The sequence below is a fragment of the Myroides odoratimimus genome, from assembly GCF_004337635.1.
GTDB lineage: Bacteria > Bacteroidota > Bacteroidia > Flavobacteriales > Flavobacteriaceae > Flavobacterium > Flavobacterium odoratimimum.
Map to the genome: position 1 here is coordinate 1,469,034 of NZ_CP037427.1, position 20,085 is coordinate 1,489,118.

The 20,085-nt window shown below is 33.7% G+C and carries 26 protein-coding genes, 1 pseudogene and 1 riboswitch; of the genes and pseudogenes, 13 read left to right on the top strand and 14 right to left on the bottom strand.

Translation table 11 applies throughout. The features are described from left to right. Window positions 1-22 precede the first annotated feature (22 nt). The 5 genes and pseudogenes from tnpB to E0Z07_RS06765 all read right to left on the bottom strand — a co-directional run bounded on the left by tnpB (window position 23) and on the right by E0Z07_RS06765 (window position 2,765). Window positions 23-361: an IS66 family insertion sequence element accessory protein TnpB gene (tnpB, locus tag E0Z07_RS06745; protein WP_081048718.1), complete on the bottom strand. Its 339-nt coding sequence runs from the start codon at window positions 359-361 to the stop codon at window positions 23-25. After that, complete coding sequence (gene tnpA, locus E0Z07_RS06750) at window positions 361-651, bottom strand: IS66 family insertion sequence element accessory protein TnpA (RefSeq protein ID WP_058699130.1); 291 nt, start codon at window positions 649-651, stop codon at window positions 361-363. Before tnpA ends, tnpB begins: the two co-directional genes overlap by 1 nt. A 70-nt stretch (window positions 652-721) precedes the next feature. Next, window positions 722-1,075 (bottom strand): annotated as a pseudogene (locus tag E0Z07_RS06755) (TonB-dependent receptor); the annotation flags it as partial. A 113-nt stretch (window positions 1,076-1,188) separates the two neighbouring features. After that, a riboswitch (cobalamin riboswitch) is annotated at window positions 1,189-1,369 on the bottom strand. Between the two features lie 57 nt (window positions 1,370-1,426). Next, window positions 1,427-1,867: a MepB family protein gene (locus E0Z07_RS06760; protein ID WP_006257584.1), complete on the bottom strand. Its 441-nt coding sequence runs from the start codon at window positions 1,865-1,867 to the stop codon at window positions 1,427-1,429. A 76-nt stretch (window positions 1,868-1,943) separates the two neighbouring features. Continuing rightward, window positions 1,944-2,765 carry a hypothetical protein gene (locus E0Z07_RS06765; protein WP_006257583.1) on the bottom strand — a complete coding sequence of 274 codons (822 nt, stop codon included), beginning with the start codon at window positions 2,763-2,765 and terminating at the stop codon, window positions 1,944-1,946. A gap of 252 nt (window positions 2,766-3,017) precedes the next feature. Between E0Z07_RS06765 and E0Z07_RS06770 the strand changes: the two genes are divergently transcribed. The 8 genes from E0Z07_RS06770 to E0Z07_RS06805 all read left to right on the top strand — a co-directional run bounded on the left by E0Z07_RS06770 (window position 3,018) and on the right by E0Z07_RS06805 (window position 9,413). Then, window positions 3,018-4,226 carry an outer membrane beta-barrel protein gene (locus E0Z07_RS06770; RefSeq protein ID WP_006257582.1) on the top strand — a complete coding sequence of 403 codons (1,209 nt, stop codon included), beginning with the start codon at window positions 3,018-3,020 and terminating at the stop codon, window positions 4,224-4,226. 408 nt (window positions 4,227-4,634) lie between these two features. After that, window positions 4,635-5,060, top strand: coding sequence for a hypothetical protein (locus E0Z07_RS06775; protein ID WP_036496581.1), 426 nt, complete (start codon window positions 4,635-4,637; stop codon window positions 5,058-5,060). Continuing rightward, on the top strand, window positions 5,057-5,425 hold the full coding sequence (locus tag E0Z07_RS06780; RefSeq protein ID WP_006257580.1) for a BlaI/MecI/CopY family transcriptional regulator: 369 nt from the start codon (window positions 5,057-5,059) through the stop codon (window positions 5,423-5,425). The genes E0Z07_RS06775 and E0Z07_RS06780 overlap by 4 nt, the downstream gene beginning before the upstream one ends. A gap of 2 nt (window positions 5,426-5,427) precedes the next feature. Next, a complete protein-coding gene (locus E0Z07_RS06785) occupies window positions 5,428-6,630 on the top strand; it encodes a M56 family metallopeptidase (RefSeq protein WP_006257579.1) in 1,203 nt (400 codons plus the stop codon). Beyond that, the gene (locus E0Z07_RS06790; RefSeq protein ID WP_131540501.1) at window positions 6,627-7,427 is read left to right on the top strand and encodes a hypothetical protein; all 801 of its coding nucleotides are present in this window, start codon (window positions 6,627-6,629) and stop codon (window positions 7,425-7,427) included. Before E0Z07_RS06785 ends, E0Z07_RS06790 begins: the two co-directional genes overlap by 4 nt. Before the next feature lie 86 nt (window positions 7,428-7,513). Next, complete coding sequence (locus E0Z07_RS06795; RefSeq protein ID WP_016650072.1) at window positions 7,514-7,996, top strand: hypothetical protein; 483 nt, start codon at window positions 7,514-7,516, stop codon at window positions 7,994-7,996. Window positions 7,997-8,074: 78 nt separating this feature from the next. After that, window positions 8,075-8,866, top strand: a complete 792-nt coding sequence (locus E0Z07_RS06800) for an energy transducer TonB (protein ID WP_131540502.1) — start codon at window positions 8,075-8,077, stop codon at window positions 8,864-8,866. Between the two features lie 70 nt (window positions 8,867-8,936). Beyond that, window positions 8,937-9,413 carry a hypothetical protein gene (locus E0Z07_RS06805; protein ID WP_131540503.1) on the top strand — a complete coding sequence of 159 codons (477 nt, stop codon included), beginning with the start codon at window positions 8,937-8,939 and terminating at the stop codon, window positions 9,411-9,413. A 154-nt stretch (window positions 9,414-9,567) separates the two neighbouring features. Here E0Z07_RS06805 and E0Z07_RS06810 read toward each other — a convergent pair whose 3' ends face one another. From E0Z07_RS06810 to ruvC, 6 genes are read right to left on the bottom strand one after another with little or no spacing between them, the layout of a single operon-like run. After that, entirely contained in the window at window positions 9,568-10,098 is a 531-nt protein-coding gene (locus tag E0Z07_RS06810; RefSeq protein WP_006266204.1) for a GNAT family N-acetyltransferase, read from the bottom strand. Between the two features lie 36 nt (window positions 10,099-10,134). Further along, on the bottom strand, window positions 10,135-10,497 hold the full coding sequence (locus E0Z07_RS06815; RefSeq protein ID WP_006266205.1) for an MmcQ/YjbR family DNA-binding protein: 363 nt from the start codon (window positions 10,495-10,497) through the stop codon (window positions 10,135-10,137). Between the two features lie 2 nt (window positions 10,498-10,499). Beyond that, window positions 10,500-10,871 (bottom strand): MmcQ/YjbR family DNA-binding protein, encoded by a 372-nt coding sequence (locus tag E0Z07_RS06820; RefSeq protein ID WP_006266206.1) that lies wholly within the window; start codon window positions 10,869-10,871, stop codon window positions 10,500-10,502. A gap of 3 nt (window positions 10,872-10,874) precedes the next feature. Then, window positions 10,875-11,645, bottom strand: coding sequence for a cyclase family protein (locus E0Z07_RS06825; RefSeq protein ID WP_071307157.1), 771 nt, complete (start codon window positions 11,643-11,645; stop codon window positions 10,875-10,877). 4 nt (window positions 11,646-11,649) lie between these two features. Next, window positions 11,650-12,783, bottom strand: coding sequence for a radical SAM family heme chaperone HemW (hemW, locus tag E0Z07_RS06830; RefSeq protein WP_131540504.1), 1,134 nt, complete (start codon window positions 12,781-12,783; stop codon window positions 11,650-11,652). Further along, entirely contained in the window at window positions 12,783-13,340 is a 558-nt protein-coding gene (ruvC, locus tag E0Z07_RS06835) for a crossover junction endodeoxyribonuclease RuvC (RefSeq protein WP_006260508.1), read from the bottom strand. Before ruvC ends, hemW begins: the two co-directional genes overlap by 1 nt. Window positions 13,341-13,510: 170 nt before the next feature. On the opposite strand from ruvC, the gene E0Z07_RS06840 reads away from it, so the two are divergent. Next, a complete protein-coding gene (locus E0Z07_RS06840) occupies window positions 13,511-14,449 on the top strand; it encodes a lysylphosphatidylglycerol synthase domain-containing protein (RefSeq protein ID WP_131540505.1) in 939 nt (312 codons plus the stop codon). A 27-nt stretch (window positions 14,450-14,476) separates the two neighbouring features. Here the strand turns inward: E0Z07_RS06840 and E0Z07_RS06845 are convergent, their stop codons facing one another. Then, complete coding sequence (locus E0Z07_RS06845) at window positions 14,477-14,956, bottom strand: hypothetical protein (protein WP_006257567.1); 480 nt, start codon at window positions 14,954-14,956, stop codon at window positions 14,477-14,479. A 47-nt stretch (window positions 14,957-15,003) separates the two neighbouring features. Between E0Z07_RS06845 and E0Z07_RS06850 the strand changes: the two genes are divergently transcribed. Continuing rightward, window positions 15,004-15,504 (top strand): DUF456 domain-containing protein, encoded by a 501-nt coding sequence (locus E0Z07_RS06850; protein ID WP_006257566.1) that lies wholly within the window; start codon window positions 15,004-15,006, stop codon window positions 15,502-15,504. A 172-nt stretch (window positions 15,505-15,676) separates the two neighbouring features. On the opposite strand, the gene E0Z07_RS06855 is transcribed toward E0Z07_RS06850, so the two are convergent. Both E0Z07_RS06855 and E0Z07_RS06860 read right to left on the bottom strand, forming a co-directional pair. Continuing rightward, window positions 15,677-16,003, bottom strand: a complete 327-nt coding sequence (locus tag E0Z07_RS06855; RefSeq protein WP_006262672.1) for a hypothetical protein — start codon at window positions 16,001-16,003, stop codon at window positions 15,677-15,679. A gap of 67 nt (window positions 16,004-16,070) precedes the next feature. Further along, on the bottom strand, window positions 16,071-16,943 hold the full coding sequence (locus E0Z07_RS06860) for a DMT family transporter (protein ID WP_006257564.1): 873 nt from the start codon (window positions 16,941-16,943) through the stop codon (window positions 16,071-16,073). Between the two features lie 195 nt (window positions 16,944-17,138). Between E0Z07_RS06860 and E0Z07_RS06865 the strand changes: the two genes are divergently transcribed. The 3 genes from E0Z07_RS06865 to E0Z07_RS06870 all read left to right on the top strand — a co-directional run bounded on the left by E0Z07_RS06865 (window position 17,139) and on the right by E0Z07_RS06870 (window position 20,047). Further along, window positions 17,139-18,533 carry a glycine-rich domain-containing protein gene (locus E0Z07_RS06865; protein ID WP_131540506.1) on the top strand — a complete coding sequence of 465 codons (1,395 nt, stop codon included), beginning with the start codon at window positions 17,139-17,141 and terminating at the stop codon, window positions 18,531-18,533. A gap of 92 nt (window positions 18,534-18,625) precedes the next feature. Continuing rightward, entirely contained in the window at window positions 18,626-18,943 is a 318-nt protein-coding gene (locus tag E0Z07_RS18220; RefSeq protein WP_225581907.1) for a hypothetical protein, read from the top strand. A 3-nt stretch (window positions 18,944-18,946) separates the two neighbouring features. Next, window positions 18,947-20,047 (top strand): Ig-like domain-containing protein, encoded by a 1,101-nt coding sequence (locus tag E0Z07_RS06870; RefSeq protein WP_225581910.1) that lies wholly within the window; start codon window positions 18,947-18,949, stop codon window positions 20,045-20,047. Window positions 20,048-20,085: the final 38 nt, after the last annotated feature.

The following is a 20,085-nucleotide window of genomic DNA, read 5'->3' on the forward strand; positions in this document are numbered from 1 at the left end:
ATATACAAGGTTTTAACCTGTTTTACTTCAATAAAAAACGCCTTTTTTGGTTACTTTTGATAACCTGGATTCCCTCTATCATCAGTACTAAATCAGTCCAACTTATTTGAGCTTTACTATGCGTGGGAAAAGCAAAAGTTCCTTGTTCTAAGCGCTTGTGGTATAGTACAAAGCCTCCTGCTTCCCAATGCAAGAGCTTCATTTGATTACAGCGTCTATTGATAAATATATAGACACTTCCACTATGAGCTACTTGATTAAGTTCATTCTGGACAAGTCCACAAAGGCTATCAAAACTCTTGCGCATATCACAAGCTTGTCTATACAAATGAAATTGATTAGAACTACTCAAACTAAACATTACACTAAGTTTACTAATGAATATAGTTCACTAAGATTATCCGTTTGTAGACGTAACTTTACACCATTGGGATATACTATCTCATATTCCTGAGTATTGATGACTTGACCTTTTGTTACAGTTATAAAATTATTGTCTAATTGCGTTGACTCTGACTTTGCCTTATACTTAACCACCCAATAACTAAAGGTTGCTAATTTAATTCCGACACTTTCACAGTATCTTGATTGCGTTAATCCACTTGTTTTCCAATCCTCTACATGAGAGTACATTATTTCTTGTTTGCTCATCTCTTTATTATTTCAAGCAAACTTACTACCTTACGTTAGCTTATGAAATATGGGCTTGGTCGGGTGGATACCCTAAGTCTACGATTCCATTCTGCGCATTGCCTACTTGTACCCCGTTATAAAATACTCCTACGTGATGAGTACCCATATTACGAACGTCTACAGTCTTTAGCCCTCCCATACCACCATAATCTTTGATCTTCACTCCTGCGAAGTATCGTAGAGCATCAGCTACGCTATAACTATTAAGGCGTTGAAGTTTAGCTCCGTCTAGTGTCTGTACAGGTATAAGATCTCGAAAGACTTCTTTTTGTATCACGATCTCATTTAGAGCAGTGATACTGTCTTTAGGTGTCTGCGCATATATAGCAGTATTCGCCATACATAACACAGTGGTTAGTACTAGTAATTTTGTTTTTGTCATATTAGTTTTTGGCTAGTTGATTTTGACATTTGGAGTAGATATAAATGCGTCAAAATCATTGTTGCCAATGACTATATCATAGAACGCCTTATGTTTCATCCCCCGAAAACATCAAAACTTATTTTAGAATGGCAGGTATTCTGACTTACTCATAACGAATATCCTTCCCATCTATGCGACAGTGGATAACTAGATTCGTTATTATTTATGAGCTTACAGCAGCGGGTCTGTTTAGGATTTTCACCTAATTCCCTTTTTCATATCACAGTGATAACCAGTCTGATTACAAATATATAAAAAAAGCTTAATGGAAAGTATTTATTCTGTTAATGGTATTTTATTATAGAATCTTTAAAAATTATTCCAAAAAGGCAAGTGAGATTGATAAGTCTTTAAAGCTTGCTTATTCATTTCAGCCTCTAGATTAGGATAGACACGCATTCCTCTTTTGCCTTCTTTTTGTTCGGTAGAGATGATATTAAGTTTAGCTAATTCTTCTTTGGGGTATAGAAAGTACCCTTGTTGAGTAGATATAATAAAATAGTCAAAATCATCTTTAATATGATAAGGAATAGTCTTCCCTTCATAATCACGTTGCCAAATGGCTACGAAATAACCTACCTTTTTAGGTGTTACTTTAGCTTCTCTATATATAAATTTCTTATCATTTAGAGTAAAAGTACAAGCGTTATAATCATTTTTCTCTATACCCCACTGTATATCTGAGATACTAGTAGATATACAGTTTCCTAATATTTTATTTAGTTGTTCTATATAGTAATGAGGTAGCATTTAATGATATTTATCTATCGTTTTATTATGTTTATAAATGATTGGCATTAGAAAATTTAAACTCTTTTATTTCATATTATTTTTCTACTGTAAGTGCTTTATAGTTAAAAAACTCTTCAGTTATATATTCATTGTGATTTATTTTCTTAGTATATGTTGGATAATTATCTTTATTATATTGATATTCCTTGGTCTCTATGGGATAGAAAACACCTTTATATGTCTTTATATTGTTAGAAGGGGTATAGTTATATCTAATAGGAGAAAATGCAGTACGATATTCTAATACTGATAAGTTTAAAGGCATATCCTTAAAGGGATTATATGCTTCATCATATGTAAATTCTTCTCTTGGTAGAGTAGAACCCTCTAATTTGACACTGGTTACATTGCCTTTTGTATCATATAAGTATTCTATATTACTTTTATTTTCTGAAGCTATAGGATATACATAGTAAATTTGATTATTACTGTTCGTTTTGTATTCATAGTTAGAGTTGCTATACTTATTCGAAAGTACTTTAGTTAAGATTCCTTTGTCATTGTATACTAAAGCATCATCTTCTTTGATTTTTCCTAATGAATCTTTTTCTATTAAATGAAGAAGCTTGTTAGAGGTATTATAAGTATAGTTTGTTTCTGACTTATTTAGATAGAATAACTTTTCATATCCTTTCTTCTTAAAATAATCTACAGTATAATGTTTTATTACATTACCATTTTTATTGTATTCAAAAGTTATTTCGGAGATTAAAATATTGTTGTTTTCTGTTGTAATTTTTTTGTAAGATTCTAATACAGTGATTGTTTTGTTGTTTTCAGTTGTATTGTCTGAGGAGCAACTACTTATGCTTATTGCAACTAATAAATAAGTGAAAAAAGTAATATTTCTAATCATAATTTGTAAGTGTTTAGTAAGTCTTAAAGATATACTTTTGTTTGATTACACTTATAGTTAATATGATATCCTCTCGACTTTTTTAATTTATGAATAGAAACAATGAGTAAACTTACTAATCTTATGGAAATTACTACTGTTATTATTTGACAATATAAATAAGTTTGTGTTTTTGTTTGAAAATGTTAATAAGTAATTATTTTATTTTGATTACTTTTAGATTTGTTTAACAATCTATTAAGTGTGTGAATTATGCGTAAACTATTTGTTTTTCTGTTTTTAGCTACTTCTTTAGTAGGGTTTGCTCAGATTAATTTTGAGCCAGGTTATTATGTTGATAATAATGGTAATCGGGTAGAGGGATTGATCAAAAATATTGATTGGATGAATAATCCTACTAGTTTTCTATATAAAGCAGATGAGAATGCTAGAAGTGAGAACATTCTTTTAGCGGATGCTAAAGAGTTCTCTATTCTCAATAAGAGTAAATATGAAAGACATAAAGTTAACGTTGATATTTCAAGTGATAAACTTCAAAATATGACTAGTGATTCTTTACCAATCTACAAGGAAGAAATGGTCTTCTTAAAATTATTAGTAGATGGTAAGGCAAAATTGTATACATACTATAATAATCAGAGTAAATTCTTTTATCAAAAAGAGGATAAAGAGATTATTCCATTAGTATATAAGAAGTATATTAAGGAAAATAGTAAGGTGAGTAAAGAAAATGGAAATATTGCTACTAATGATAGTTATAAACGTCAGTTATGGATGGACGTTAGTTGTAATACTGACTTAAAGAAGAGAATTAAATATTTAGAGTATAAAATTAAACCATTAACGAAGTACTTTCAGGAATATAATAATTGTGAAGGAGATGAAAGACAATTGTTTGAGAAGAAGAAAGACGGCAATAATCTTCATTTAAGTCTGCGTCCACAGGTATCTATTTCTACTTTTGATTTTGATAATAGTGTTAGTAATGAAAGTCATAATTTAGGAAGTAAAGTTGGTTTTGGAGTTGGTGTAGAATTAGAGTATACGCTTCCATTTAATAATAAAAAATGGAGCTTAATAGTAGAACCTACCTTTAAGAATGTGAATTTTAAGGAAAAGGGTGAAGTAGAGATTAAAATGAATTATAATTCTTTTGAACTACCTTTTGGAGTGAGATATTATTTCTTTATTAATGATAAGTCAAGAATATTTATTAATGCTTCTTATCAGTTTAATTTTGCTTCTAGTACAAATATTAAGTTTAGTAAGGCTAACACAGAAGCATATAAAAGTCTGGATGTTAAATCTGCTAATAATGCAGTATTCGGTATTGGTTATAAGTATGATCGATTTATTGTAGAGTATAGAATTAGTACAAAAAGAGATGTATTGAAAGATTATTCATACTGGGATTCATCTTATGGTAATATGTCATTTATTTTGGGATATTCTTTTTTTTAAAAAATGTTGATATATAATGAAATGAACCATCTTATGATGGTTCATTTTTTATTTATACCTCTAGTTCAATTAAAAAGACTTTATGTATTAGAACTTAATCGTGTTCTTTTAGCGTGATACCATCAGCATCTATTTAATAGATATGTACGCTCAGCTTGCACTTTCTTGGAGATTCCTAGGAGATTCCTAGGGGTTTTCTTGCCCAGAAGGTACTTTTGTCGAAGAAAGGTGCAAGAAACCCTCAAGCAATCCCCTAGCAAATCAAATGAAAACGATCATTAGTTTAGAAATAAACACTAATAAGAAATAGATCTTTTATGTACTTATTTTTAAAATAATGATGTGAATATTTGTTTTTCTAAGGAAGTGTTCTATATTTGTAGAACAACATCTACAAATACCAGTGTTATGAAGTATAGTGTATTCATTTTTAGTCTTGTAATAATTGTATCTTTCAGTTCTTGTAAGATTAATCAGAAAGTAGAAGGAGAGAAGGTAGGACGTTGGGTGTTTAAAAGTACAGTCGAGGGAAAGCAGGAGGTACAACGTGGGAAATACGACAATGAGGGTTTTCAGAAAGGGACATGGAGGTATAAGCGAGATGGAAAGCTGTATAAAAAAGAAGTGATACGAGATTCTATAGCTCACACTACTTTTTATCACCCTAATCATAAGGTAGAAGCAATCGGTAAAACGGTATTGGTCAAAACTAATAAAGGTTTACATTATTACTATACAGGATCTTGGTTTATCTATGATATAAGGGGGAGATTAATACAAGTAAAGCATTATAAAAAAGGAATATTAGAACATATTACAACTGTACGAGAATGATAAAACTACCACAAACAGAAGAACAACTAATGGAATATATTTGGGATATGGAGAAGGCATTTACAAAGGATATTATGGAAAAATATCCAGAGCCTAAACCTGCTCAAACAACAGTGGCAACGTTATTAAAAAGATTAGTTGACAAAGGGTTTATTGATTATAAACTTTATGGTAACTCTAGAGAGTACTACCCTTTAATAGCGAAGGACGATTACTTTGAAAAACATCTTAACGTCATGGTAGAGAACTTCTTTGATAACTCTGCTTTGCGTTTTGCTTCTTTTTTTACTAGAAAAAGTAAGATGAGTAAACATGAATTAGAAGAATTAAAAAAAATAGTAGATGAACAGTTAAAAACGAAATAACTATGTTATTATACCTATCCAAAATCACACTCATTCTCATTGCTTCAATAGTGATATATAAGCTTGTACTAGAGAATAGTAAAGCACATCACTTTAAGAGATATTACCTACTAGGGACATTGCTTATAGGACTTTTCTTACCGTTTATTACTGTTTCTACAGATGTGGAGATGGTATCATGGAATCAAACTTTAGAAGAGTTAAACGACGTCATTATGGAAACTCCTAAACAGGAGGTGATGGTTAGTTCTACTATAGATTGGTCTTATGGAATAGGGGTGTTATATCTGATAGGTATAGTATTCTCACTATCTAAGTTAGTTGTCGAAACTATCAAAATTAGAAGGTTAAAACAAGAAGGAACTAGTATAGAGTTCAATGATGTAGCGATAGTTTTATCTAGTCAAATCACAAATGCCTTCTCGTTTAGGAATACTGTTTACTTTCCTATTACAGAAGAAGTGTCAGAAGACAATAAAATATTGCAACATGAGATAGTACACGTACAGCAGAGACATAGCTTAGATATTATCTTGATAGAGATACTAAAAGTGCTCTTTTGGTTTCACCCAATATTCTATTATTATAAGACTTGTATAGCGTTAAACCATGAGTTTTTAGCAGATGACTCGAGCGTTTCTTCACAAGAGGAAGCAGGAGCATATTTACAGTTATTATTAGCTCAGACTTATAAACAGCATGAGTTACAAGTAACGAGCTCTTTCAACTTTAACTTGACAAAGAAGCGATTCATTATGATTACAAAAAACAATAGTCCATGGAGAAATAGAGTAGGGATCAGTTTGTCTTGTATTCTTTTTTTACTAGTGGGTACACTTGCTATTCAAGCCAAGTCAACTAATCAGAAAGTGACGTCAGATACAAGTAGTAGACCGTTCCAAGCGACAGATACGAGAGCTCAATATCCAGGAGGAATGAATAAGTTTATTAATGACTTTCTTCTAAATTTTACAGATCCATATCCCTATTCAGAAGAGAGTGAAGCTAAAGTAGTAATACAGTTTACAGTAGAAATGGATGGGACATTAGAGAATATAGTGGTTTTAAGAGATCCGCTAGGAGTAGGAGAAGAGATCGTAAAGACCTTAAGGACGATGCCAAAATGGCTTCCTGCACAGAAGAATGGAGAAGTAGTAAGCACAGTGTTTACTTTACCAATAACTTTTAAAAGAGCAACACCATGAGACCAATAACAACAGTATTATTATCATTTAAGCTATATGTTACTTGCGTAGTGACTTTATTAGGAGGTGTACTAACAAGTATGGGACAAGAGATATTAGAGGATTACAGTAACTTTCTTGCACTTGAGAAAGTTGAGCTTTCGTCAGGCGAGATACGTCTTCATAAAACTATAAAAGAAGTAGACTCTACTGTGAAGGGAGCAGAGTATATTAATAAGCATCGTTTGTTTTGGAACTACCTTGTAGTGAATTTTTCAGAGCCTTTAGAGAAGAATACATTTGCTTCGAATAAAGAGATTACTTTGTCACAAGATAGCGTTCTATCTATGATGGTGTCGGATACTATTTTTAGTCCGTTAGTAAAGAAGTATAACGCTCAAGTAATTAAAAAGAATAGTAAAAAAGATACGATCTCTATGGATGAAGTACTTAATGTTGCAGTTAAGTTCTTTAGTATAGAGAATATTACCCCAAAGGGAGAGTACACGGCGAGGGTGTGTGTAGGGCTAAATAGTATTAAAAATACTGAAGCTATACGTATGCCCTTTGTAGAAGCTTTTGCTTTCAATGCCATTATGAAGAATCTTAGAAATGAACAGTATGATGTGTATAATTACTTTATAGATTCAATAAGGGGTATTTATAAGTTAAACCTTGGTATTGATAAAGAAGAAAGATTGCTTCGTGCTCAGGGTGCTCTTTTTATACAGATGCTTCAGAGTGATAAACTGAAAGAGTTATTAGAAGATGAATATGATCTGAATAAGGAGGTATTACCTTTTGTAATTTCTTCGTAATTAGAATAAATTTATATCCAACCTGTCGTTAAAAGACAGGTTTTTTTATACTAGCACTTGAATAATTTGTATTTTTAAAACAAAAAATGAGAACTAATTATTTTAAGTACCTCTTCACTATTTTTATCGTTACCTTAGTTATGGACTCGTTTGCACAAGATAGAGTAGTTATCCATGAGCATACTCCTAAGTCTGCTTTGATATGTGCTAGGTCCAATACAGATACTGTTGAATTTACGCATAATAAGCAGTTTAAACCTGCTTCTTCTCGTGTGAGTGCTGAGCAATTATCTATAAACTTTTCTAAGCACTTCTATCAAGCATTTCCTGATAAGAAGGTGAGTAATAATATTAGCCTTGTTTTTGAATTAACTATTGAGAAAGACGGCTCTATTAATGGTGTCAGTGTGTTGCGCAGTAACTTTACATCAGAAGAGAACGATAGGCTAAAAGAGATTATTTATACGATAACAGCAGATATGTGGATTCCAGCTTCTTATAAAGGAGAGAAGATTACTTCACAGTATACGTTACCAATTATATTATTAGCAGATGTTAATGAAATTTAGTGTCAATGTGATGTAGGGGCTTTTTTGTTATAGTTATAAGAGATATCTTAGTTAGCTGTTAATAAAAAGCACATTATAATGTTCAATACAACGACAACTAAAGTAATACTAATATTTGTATCTACTACCTTATTTTGGTTTGGAGGAGGGATGCATAAAGTGGTAGCAAATAACCTATCGAATGAAGTATCTGTTCTGACAGATAAAAAGCACGCTAAGTATCCAGGTCACTTTATGAATGATTTCGTAAAAACCTTTTACAAGAATAATCAAGAAATAGAGACAGAAGAGACAGAGCTTAGTTTTACTATTAATTTTACAGTAACGGAGTCAGGACAGGTAGATAATATTACTGTGCCGGGTATTACAGACTCATCTATATCAGAGGAGGTTGTCCGTACAGTGAAGTCTCTAAAGAAGTGGAAGCCTGCTACGGAGGGTAAAACAGCAATAGCATCACGATATTCAGTACCTTTTTATATTAATTTATCGGATGTTAAATCTGGTAATAGTAAGCCAGTATATTATGCAAAGAAAGAGGATAGTTTATATCAGATGGCTACTTATCCAGGTGGTATAGACGCTTTTTGGAAAGAGTATAATAAGAAAAGAGGCCCTAGTGGAGAAGCTAATTTTGTTGGGGATAGACTGAAATATACAATTACGGTGACTATTGAGAAAGACGGAACAATGACTAGTCCTCAAGTTAAAGGAGTTGATAATGATAGACATCAGCAGGGGGTGTCAGAGGAGTTTATGAATATAGTAGGAAAGATGACTAAGTGGTTCCCAGCTATGTATGATGGTAAACCGATACGTAGTAAGATGAACTTTACATTTACCAATAATGTATCCATATTAGAAGTATAACGAAATCATAGAAGAGGGCATATCGCTCTCTTTTTTTGTTTATCTTGAACTTGCTAAAAAAGAAAACAGAATGATACATAGAATCTTAAGACTAGTGTTTGTTTTTACCTTGTTTGTATTAGGGACTCAGTACAGTGTGGCCCAGAGAAAGAATAAAAAGTCAAAGAATAAGCAGACAATAGAAGTTGTTACATCACCTCGTGATACAATAGCTACATATCAAGGCGATTTTAAAGAAGACTTCTTAAGAGCATTCTTTAAGGAGAGTGGTAAGATTGTATTTAGTGGAGCAGAATTTAAGTTTGTTCTTAGTTTGTTATTGACTGATACAGGAGAGGTGAATGAAGTCATCGTTCTTGGTGTAGATAATAGCAATGTCAAGGAAAGAATGAAGACGATTGCGATGAGTGTAGGAACTTGGAATCCTGAGGTAAAAGAAGGAAAGCATGTCAAATCTCAAGTAACAATCCCTTTCGTTATTAAGCAGAGTGACTTTATTATGACTCCTGCAGATTTAAATAAGTTATTAGAGAAAAATAAAGAGTAAACGATCTGTTGGTATAGAACTATATCTCTGAAGAATGTAAACCTATTGATTTTTTATTGGTGTAATAATATCTCTGTAGTAAGTCCTTTATTTTTATACGAATTTATGGACTTACTACAGAGTCATTTAATAGAAGATTACCTTGCTGAGATTTCTATAAGTTGATCTCATATAAGACATGCTCTACTAGAGGATGGTCTTTAGGAACTAATGGGTGATTAAAGTTCTTTACATAAGACATTCCTATTTTCTCCATTACATTATACGAACGCTTATTCTGTGTCGTAGTGAATGAATAGATCTTATCTAACCCTAAAGTTTCTTTACCAAAGGCTAGACACGCTTTAGCAGCCTCTGTAGCATAACCTTTACCCCAGAACTGTGGTAGCATACGCCATCCTATCTCTACTCCTGGAGCGAAGTCCACATCAAAGGTAATATCTAATAACCCGACAAACCCAATAAAGCTTCCACTGCTCTTTTCCTCTACAGCGAAGAATGCATATCCTTGAGTATCTATTTTACTCTTCATATTGTTATATGCCTGTGTAGATTCCTCAGCTGTTTTCTTGTCTAAGAAGAATTCCATTACTTGATCATTCTGATTCATAGCTATAAAGTCAGCTAGATCACTTTCTTTGTATTGACGAATCAGTAGTCTATCTGTTTCTATAAATACCTTCATTGTTTTATTTATTTTATTGTTTGTAGAAGAGTAATACTATAGGTTAATCTCTTCACGTACCTTTTTAGTTAAGCTGTTGAATACTAAATCATACGAATGATCTATTAATTCTTTTAATAGAGGCCACTGTACAGAACCTCCTAAGTGTACACTGTTCCAGTGTTTTTTGCTCATGTGGTACCCAGGTGTGATTTCACTATAATCAGCACGTAATTCTTCTGCACGTTCAGGATCACACTTCAGATTGATAAAACAGTTCCCTTGTTCCCATTTCGTTAGGTTTAGGAGTAAGTATATTTTACCTCCCACCTTGAATGTCAGGGTTTCTTCATCAAAAGGGAAGTCCTCTACTGTCCCTTTTTTGTTTAGGCAGTAGTCATAGAGTATATGTACATCCATAGTTATAGTGGTGTTTTACCGAGTTGTATAAGTTCTTTGCGAGATAGAGTATCGTAGACTAAATCATAAGAGTGGTCTATCCATTCTTTGATTTGATCAGGTGTAAATCTACCTCTGAGATATACCGTATTCCAGTGTTTCTTGTTCATGGTATATCCATAAGTAATATCTTCATATTCCTCCCTTAATTCAGTTGCAAGTTGAGGTTCACATTTGAGGATAATATTACGATCACCCTGTTCCCAAAAGTGCATGGCAATCATAGCAAATATCTTTCCACCAACTTGGAATGTCATTAAGTTTTCGTCAAATGGAAAACCACTTGTAGCGTAAGGTCTAGAAGAACAATAGTCGTATAATTCATCTAGTTCCATAGTTTATATGATTTTATATAATACAGGTTTACTAGGACTAGCATCATTGACAAAAGAAGCTAGTTGTATATTCAGAAAATAGAACCCATCCTTTACCTCATCATCCACATATATCATTTCTGAAATGGTAGCTTCTAGTCTTGCATCATCGTTCAGATGGCGAGTATCTGTTACATTCCAGAACGCCTTATGAGCGAGTAGTTGCCCGCCATCTTCTTCTCTGTCTACACTTGGCAGATCTATAAGTAGATGATCTATACCTTGTTCTCTTAAGAAGGTAGCAGCCTCAGCACATAAGTAAGGAGGATTAGTATGAGAGTATTTTCTATGTTTTTTGTTTAGCTCATTAGGCGTAGTACGTATGATAATCGCTTTTTGATGATTAGCAGTCCATACCTTTTTTACCTGTGCTAATGTGATTACACAGTCTCCATCTTGTTGTACTTCTGGAGAGATAGTCACAAGTTGAGCAAAGAAGAAATATTCTTTTAAGCTCTCATTGACATTGTAGAAGTCATACGTGATATGTCCTAGACATTCTGTATGAGTCCCATGCCCATGAGGGTTGAAGGCAATATTATTAAAGTTAGTCGAAGACTTCCCATCACTTACTTTTCCTACCCAGTCTTCTACGACTACAGGAGATATCTCAGGCTTATCTAGATACCATGCGATAGGGTTATCGTCAGTATTGATAAGCGGGATAGAGATATCTATCGGCTTAGAGAAGTCGATTTGATAGTCTGTATCTGAATAGGTTATCGTTGCTTTCATTGTTTTATTTCAAATCTAAATAAAATAAATCAGATGCAATACCATCACTTAAGAATTTTCCCTTATTTGTGATTGTAAGGATATCACCTTCTTTATGCATGAGTTGCTCTTCTAAGAAAGGAGTGCTAAGTTTGACTAGATAATCGTGATAAGTCTTACCGAACTCTCTTTCTACACGAGTCAGATCTACTCCCCATATCGTTCTCAGTCCTGTCATGATATACTCATTATATCGATCCGTCAGGTTGAGCTCTTCTATTTCTCTAGGTAGTTTATCTTCTGAAATATCTTTGATATAAAGGCTGTTATTCGCTATATTCCAACTTCTGTGTACTCCGTCAAAGCTATGTGCTGAAGGACCAATACCCAAGTATTTTTTACCTAACCAATACGCTGAGTTATTCTTAGAATAATACCCCGGTTTAGCGAAGTTAGACAGTTCATAGTGGATATACCCATTCGATTTTAGAGTCTCTATTAACAGCATAAAATGTTGATGAGCTACTTCTTCTTCAGGACTAGGGATAACCCCTTTTTTGATTAGCTTATTTAAGGCTGTACGCTCCTCTACAGTTAGCGCATAGCACGATATATGAGGAATACCAAGGTCTAATATACGCTGTACATTAGATAGCCATCGTTCATTACTCATATTCGGAATACCGTATATTAGGTCTATTGAGATATTGTCAAAGAGACTCGTAGCTATCTCTAGACATTCGATAGCTTCTGTAGAGTTATGAGCTCTATTCATCATCTTCAGATCATCCTCATAGAAAGACTGAATACCGATACTTAATCGGTTCACTCTAGATTCTGCTAATTTGTATAAGGTAGCTTTATCTAAATCATCAGGATTCGCTTCTAATGTGATTTCAGGATTATCATTAACCTCAAATAAATTATAGACTGTTTGTATTAGCTCATTAATCTCATCTACCTCCAAGATACTAGGCGTACCACCACCGAAATATATTGTCTCAATGATTTCCCCATCTAGTTCATTTTGGCGCAGTGCCATCTCATGCTTTAGACCTGCTAGCATTTCCTCTTTCTTCTTTAATGAAGTAGAGAAGTGAAAGTCACAGTAGTGACACGCTTGTTTACAGAACGGAATATGTATATAGATACCTGCCATTATTTCTTTACTCTATCTTGGTTTTGTTTTACGAATGCATCCCAGCCACTATAACTTTTAGTAGCCAATGTTCGCCCACTGTTAAAGAAGTGACAGACAGCCGCTGCTAGTCCATCCGTACTATCTAGATTCTTAGGTAGTTCTTTTAGTCCAGGTAATAGTTGTTGTAGCATCTTTGCCACTTGTTCTTTACTTGCATTACCACTACCTGTGATTGCCATCTTTATTTTTTTAGGTTCATACTCTGTCACAGGGATATCGCGAGACAGTGCTGCAGCCATTGCTACCCCTTGAGCACGTCCTAGCTTTAGCATAGATTGAGGGTTCTTACCTAAGAACGGAGCTTCGATAGCAATCTCATCAGGGTGAAAAGTTTCAATTAATTCAATAGTTCTATCAAATATCAATCTTAGACGAGTATATCTATCCTCATACTTAGCTAATAGCAATTCATTCAGTTGAAGGAATTCCATCTTTTTATTCACCACCTTGATTACGCCGAATCCCATGATCGTTGTTCCAGGGTCTATACCTAATATGATTCTATCTACTGTCAATCTATTCTTGTTTTTAATATCTATACAAAGATGATACGAAATCCACACTACTCCAAAAAACTGTTCAGTTTTGCTATAAACCTTAGCAACATAGCTTTTGTATAGGAGCTGTAGTCACTTTTTTGCACTAGATACACTATCACACTAAAAATATCGTTTACTTTGTAGCAATGAAGATACTATCTGACAAAATTAAGCAATATCTCGTACTTCTAATTAAAATATTAGTAGTAAGCGCCGCTTTTTATTACATCTATAATCAGCTGTCAAATGATGAGACATTAGACTTCCATATTTTAGGAGAAGTGGTGAGTGATCCTAAGAATTACCTCGCTATTGCTGCGTTGATGTTCTTGACATTCTCTAACCGTTTTGTAGAGATTCTGAAGTGGCAGAGTCTATCTTCGTTAATCAAACCAGTCTCAGTAGGACAAGCGGCTAAGCAAGTATTGAGTGCTTTGACACTTGGAATATTTACCCCAAATGGAATAGGAGAGTACGCTGGTAAGGCACTTTATTTTGAGAAGAAAGATGCCCCTCGTGTTATATTCTTGAATATGGTGTGTAACGGGGTGCAGGTGATCTACGCTATTGTTTTTGGGTTGATTGGGTTGACTATTCTGAATCAGTTCCATGAGATTATCCCCAATACGTATCTGTACATTGTATACGCTGTGATAGCAGTTGTATTTACGTTGTTATTCTCTATCAGAAACTTCGCTATAAAAGGCTACTCTATACAGACTATTCTCAATTTATTAAACGAAATACCAAAGAAGAAGCACCGTAAGAATCTATTCTTAGCCTTACTTCGCTATGCATCTTTTACGCATCAGTATGTGATCTTGTATTATCTATTTGGTGTAGATATACCTTATTTTGAACTCTTATGTGCAGTATCCGCTATTTATCTGATGGCGTCTTCTCTGCCTAACTTTCAGTTTTTAGAGTTTGCTGTTAAAGGGAGTATTGCCATGTTTATCTTCACTACCTTAGATGTTAATCAGTGGGTTGTAGCATTAGTCGCTACCTTGATATGGTTGCTGAATATTGTGTTGCCGATCAGTATCGGAAGTTACTTTGTATTGACATTTAAAGTGAAAAAATAATAACAACAGTAGAGATACAGTACACTATTACTGCTTACTCAAGACAACAGGTACCACGAATTGACTCTTCACAGGAACACCTCTTTTTAGAGCAGGATGTACTGTAGTGAAATCTTGACTTTGTTTGTGTAAGATATCATCTATTGTTTTAGTCAATCCTTTTAGGCTATCAGGAATCTCGTATAGCTGAAAGTCTATTTTAGAATTCGCTTGTACAGTCACCAGTATTTTGAGAGTATCCAGTTGATCGAAGTTACCTTGAATAGTATCCGCATTTAATCTTAACTGTAGATTTTGGGTAACATATGAAAAGAAACAATCCTTTTTAGCTTGATTATCTGTCAGAGAATCACATGATTCTACGGACGGATAAGTATCTACCTTACTCCAGTCTATCTTCTCTAATTCCTCCTTTAATAAAGCCTCTTCGTCTAGCTGATAATTCGCTTTATTCTGACAACCTAGTAATACTATCGATAAGAAAATTGAAAAGAGTAATTTTTTCATAACTTGGATTATTGTATCTTTAATTCTCAAAAATACAAAAAATACAGATGGAATATGTACTATTATTAATCAGTATCTTATTATTAGCAGGAGGACTTATCGGAAGTGTGCTACCTGCGCTACCAGGATTACCTTTGAGTTGGGTAGGCATTCTATGTCTATATTTGACTAAAGGAGTAGAGATGGATCATCCTATTCTGTGGGTTAGCTTTGTGGTGATGATAGCGATTTCCATTTTAGATTATATCATTCCAGCACAAGGAACTAAGAAATTTGGAGGGAGTAAGTACGGCGTATGGGGAACCAATATTGGACTAGTAGTCGGGATATTTGCACCTATTCCATTAGGGTTTATTATAGGGCCATTTGTCGGAGCTTTAGTAGGAGAGTTGATCTATAATAGCAAAGAAAAAGGACGAGCATTAAGAGCCGCTACAGGCTCGCTGATTGGCTTTTTAGTTTCTACTTTTATGAAAGTAGTAGTCTCTATCATCTTTATAGGTTTAGGAATAAAGATTATTTGGAACAACGCCTCAGTGTGGTTCTAAGATAGGCGTCAATTATTTTTCCAAAAAGCAATGTTATACTGACGAAGGAAGCATCCCATACTATAAGAATTCTTGTATGAGATCTTTCCTACCGTCAAGGTGACACGCTAAACGTATATCCATTCAGAATACGCAACACACTGCGTCTACCACACAGTCTGTGAATTTAGTACTACTGTTCTATTTTTACTTTGAATGTTTCTCTCCATGCACTTGATACTTGAGTCTTGATTTCAGAATTAGTGATACGCACTTTTAGTTCATCGTTAAAACGGACATTTACATCATTTGCGTACTCGTCGAAGTTATTGACACGTACATTCATACTACCATCTGCATTTAGAGGCACTAATCCATAGCTTGTATTAGCACTAGGAGTGAAGTTAGCAGGAGTATTCGCTTGTGCAGGAGTGATGATAGAAATATCTTTAAATACTATCACCACTAGGCATGCAGCTATTACTGTAAGTATAGCTTTAGTGTATAAATCAACTTTCATAATGTTTTTTTTAATAGTTAACTAGTTGAAATATACAAAAATAAGCGTTCTAAATATAGACTATTTTTTATTTTTTACTTCCTAACAATGGTTTTTCTATAAAAGTAATTCCGATACCGAGTAAGATAATAGCACCTCCTATCATCATCTGTACAGTGATTTGCTCGTCTAAGAACACCCAAGCTAGTATAGCCGCTAGCAGTGCCTGACTAAGAAGGCTTAACGATACACGAGTAGCTCGCATATGCTGAGTAGAGTAGCTGATTAATAACCAAGCTAACAATTGACAGATAATCCCTTGTATCACTAGCGTCACCCATCCCTCTGTAGACCATCCCGTAAAAGGCGAACCTGCTATTAGATTCACTATCGCTAAGAACACAGATGAGACCAGTAAACTATATGTCATAAATGGGATAACTCCTACAGTAGATAGCACCTTTTTACTCATCAAGATATAGCATGCATACAATATCCCTGACAATATCCCGAAGGCAAAAGGCAGGTCAAAAGAGAAATCCATGAATACTTCTACTCCGATAAGAACCACCATCCCTAGAATAGCGAATACTGTTCCTATCCAGAAGTTAGACGTAGGCTTAGTACTTAAGAATAAATAACTACCTATACCTACCCATACAGGAGCGAGGTTAGTCAGTAATGTAGCCTGTGTAGCAGAAGACCCTTGTATCGCATAGTTCCATACAGCGATATCAGATCCGAAGAATATTCCACATAGCACGATCAAGATCATTGTTTTAGCATCATATAGCTTGATCTGTTTCGTAAAGATAGCATAAGGCACTACGAATACTGCAGCTATAGCCATACGGTAGAAGGCAGATACTAGACTCGGAGTCAAGTTTAACTTCACAATCACTGGGAATATAGAGATACATATTATTCCGATAAACAATGCTATACGTGGTTTATTAGCCATAATGGGTCTTTTTTTTACTAGCTGCAAAGTAACACTTTTCTTTTGCTAGTTTCTCTGTTTTTTAACAAAGGTCATTAGAATATGAATTAGATTGTTACAGTTTGATAAAAGAGGTTTAACTTTTTCTTCTTACATTTAGTTCTGATAACACATATAGAAGCCCCCAACTCTATATTACTTAAACTCGAGAAGAGAATGAATAAAGAACTTTGGGCAAAGATAGAAGCGTTCCAACTAGATAAATGGACAGATGAGTATGGGTTCGTATTGCGCTTAGCGAAAGAGAACTTATGGACTAAGCATTTTACAGAATCAGCTATATTAGAATACAAGAAGTTTATGTATCTCGCTGCCACTTCTAATCAGATGGTCTCACCATCAGATATTGTCGATATCGTATGGCATCAGCACCTTATCTTCACACAGAGCTATAATCGCTTCTGTAAGCTGTTAGGTAAGGATATACAGCATATCCCTTCTACACATAATCGTACAGAGATAGACAAATTTAGCGAAGCAAAAGAACAGACGACCACCCTCTATACTAAAGCATTCGGAGAACAACCTAAAGAGATATGGGAGTATCGCACGATGTATGACAGTCTGAATATAAAGCCTGCGATAAGAAGTTTAGTATCTATCTCTATTGCGAGTATTATATTATTTGTTGTTTTTATACCAATTGCTTTTGCCCTTTTATTGCCTTTTTATATTCATATAGGTAGTTCAGTCTTTATGTTTACTAGTGTATTGGCTTTTGTAGGGGTTATAATATTACTTCAGAGATATCCTAAATCTAAAATACAACAGATATTTACTGATAGTAGTCCTACTTCATTTATTAATGATCTATATCCCTATGAGTTAATGTATTTAAAGCATAAAGGAGTAAAAGAAGGAGTGATAGGAACACTTAATGAATTGATAGAACAAGGCAATATAAAAATAGGATTGAAGGATGAAATAGTATTTGTACATGATCATATTGTCAAGAATAGGGAGCAGGCTATTGTATTACAAGAATTAAAAACTACAGAAGTAAGACAGTATAAATTGTTAGTTGATATACTTAAGGAGAAAACCGTTTTTATTAATCAACAAGTAAGTATGAAAGGTTTATTAGCTTACTTAAAAACATCAGATACGATTGCTAAGATATGTTCTTTTAATAATAAAATACTAGGTGTATTGACCTTATTAGTGTTCACTCGATTAATTATTGGAATAAGTAGAGATAAACCTGTTTTGATGGTTGCTATCCTTACATTTATTCTTATTCTTTATGCTATAGGGAAGACGGTTTTTTTCTTAGAAAATGAAATATCTACAGGGTTAATAACATATTATAAAGATACTATTATACCGAAGAAGAGTAAAGATAATAATTGGCAATGGTCTTATTTATTAAATGGTAATACAGCTCTAGGTGCTGCATTGATAGGTGTTTTTAGTTTATCTAGCAACTATTCTAATTCTGAAAATAGTAGCTCTGAAAATTCATGTAATAGTAGCTCTGATAACTCCTGTAGTAGCGACTCAGGTAGCTCATGTGGTAGTAGCTGTGGAGGTTGCGGTGGTGGAGGAGATTAATGTGTGGTTTATTAAATGAATGTCTAAAAAATGTTTTTTTAGTCTTGAGTTTTTTATGTTAATTTACAGTTAATATAAACACCACTATTATTATGAAATTAAAGAGTATATTATTTGTAGCTTGTTCTTTATTTCTGTTTAATTGCTCTTCTAGTGATGATAACGGAGGTACACCAACTAAGCCAAGTAAAATAGAATTCAAAACAAAAGAGAAACAACTTTTAGTCAACGAAAGTTTTAATTTATTAGATGAATTAATATTAGAGAATGCAGATACTAAGACTATTCAATGGACTGGATATAATGATAAGATTGTCAACTTATCAGGTACTACGATTAAAGCAACAGCTAAAGGAGAGACTACACTTACTGCGTCTGTAAAGAACAGTGATAAGAAAGCTACCCTATAGCTGATAGTCGCAGATGTTAAGGTCGTTTTCAAGCAAGAGAAAGTAGAAGTTCACAGAGGAAATACTATTGATCTAAACGAATTATTAACCTTAGAGAATGTGGCGAAAGATGAGCTGACTTGGACATTGGATAATAATGACTTTGCTAAAATAAAAGATGGAGTAGTAACAGGTTTTGCTAAAGGGGAAGTGAACATTACAGCGGCTGCAACTAATAAACAAGTCAAAGCTACTATTAAGGTTGTTGTTAAACCAGCTGAGATAAGCGATTTGCAAATTGTAGGGTTAGATGGAGTATTAATATTGAATAAAAAAGAACAACTAAAAGCAGTTGCCTATCCTCAAGACGCAGAGCTTATTGGATTAATATGGAGTAGTTCTAATGAGAAGATTGTTAAGATTAGTTCAACAGGACTAGCAGAGCCATTAGCATTAGGAAGTGGTGTTTTAATAAGTGTGAAGTCTCCTAATGGAAAAGAGCAAACTATTGAGGTTGAGGTTATAGAACCAGATATTACAGATATTGCTATGTTACCGAAAGAATATGATATTATATATGGTACCACTTTCGAATTAGAAGTATTAACTATTCCAAATAGAATAGAAGAAGGTATGTTAGTGTTTACTTCTAGTAATCCTTCTATTGCTACCGTAGATGAGAAAGGAGTAGTGACTACCTTTGCTAATAAAAAAGGAACTGTGACTATCACTGCTTCTAGTAAAAAAGATCCAAGTATAAATTCAAGCTCAAAGCTAAATGTAATAGCTCCTTTTGATAAAATAACAGTTTCTACTACAGTAAGAGGACTAAATTATGTAGATGGAGCAGCACATGGTCATGCTACACTAGAGATTAAAGATAATAGTATTAATGCTGGTTTTGTTTATGATAATCCTAATTGGTTTCAGATTACACGAGTACGTGTATTTAGTAAAGACGGTAAAGTAATATTTGAGAATAATGATATAGAAGATACTCGTTATGGGGCTTCTAGAAAGTACGGCTTTAAACTAGAAGGAGTATATGATCCTTATATAGAATATGACTTGAAGTTTAAAGATTATAAAGAAAGCAAGAAAGAAACATTAGTACTGAAAAAATAAATGTATTAACAATAGATAGAGCGTGATATACTTAGTAT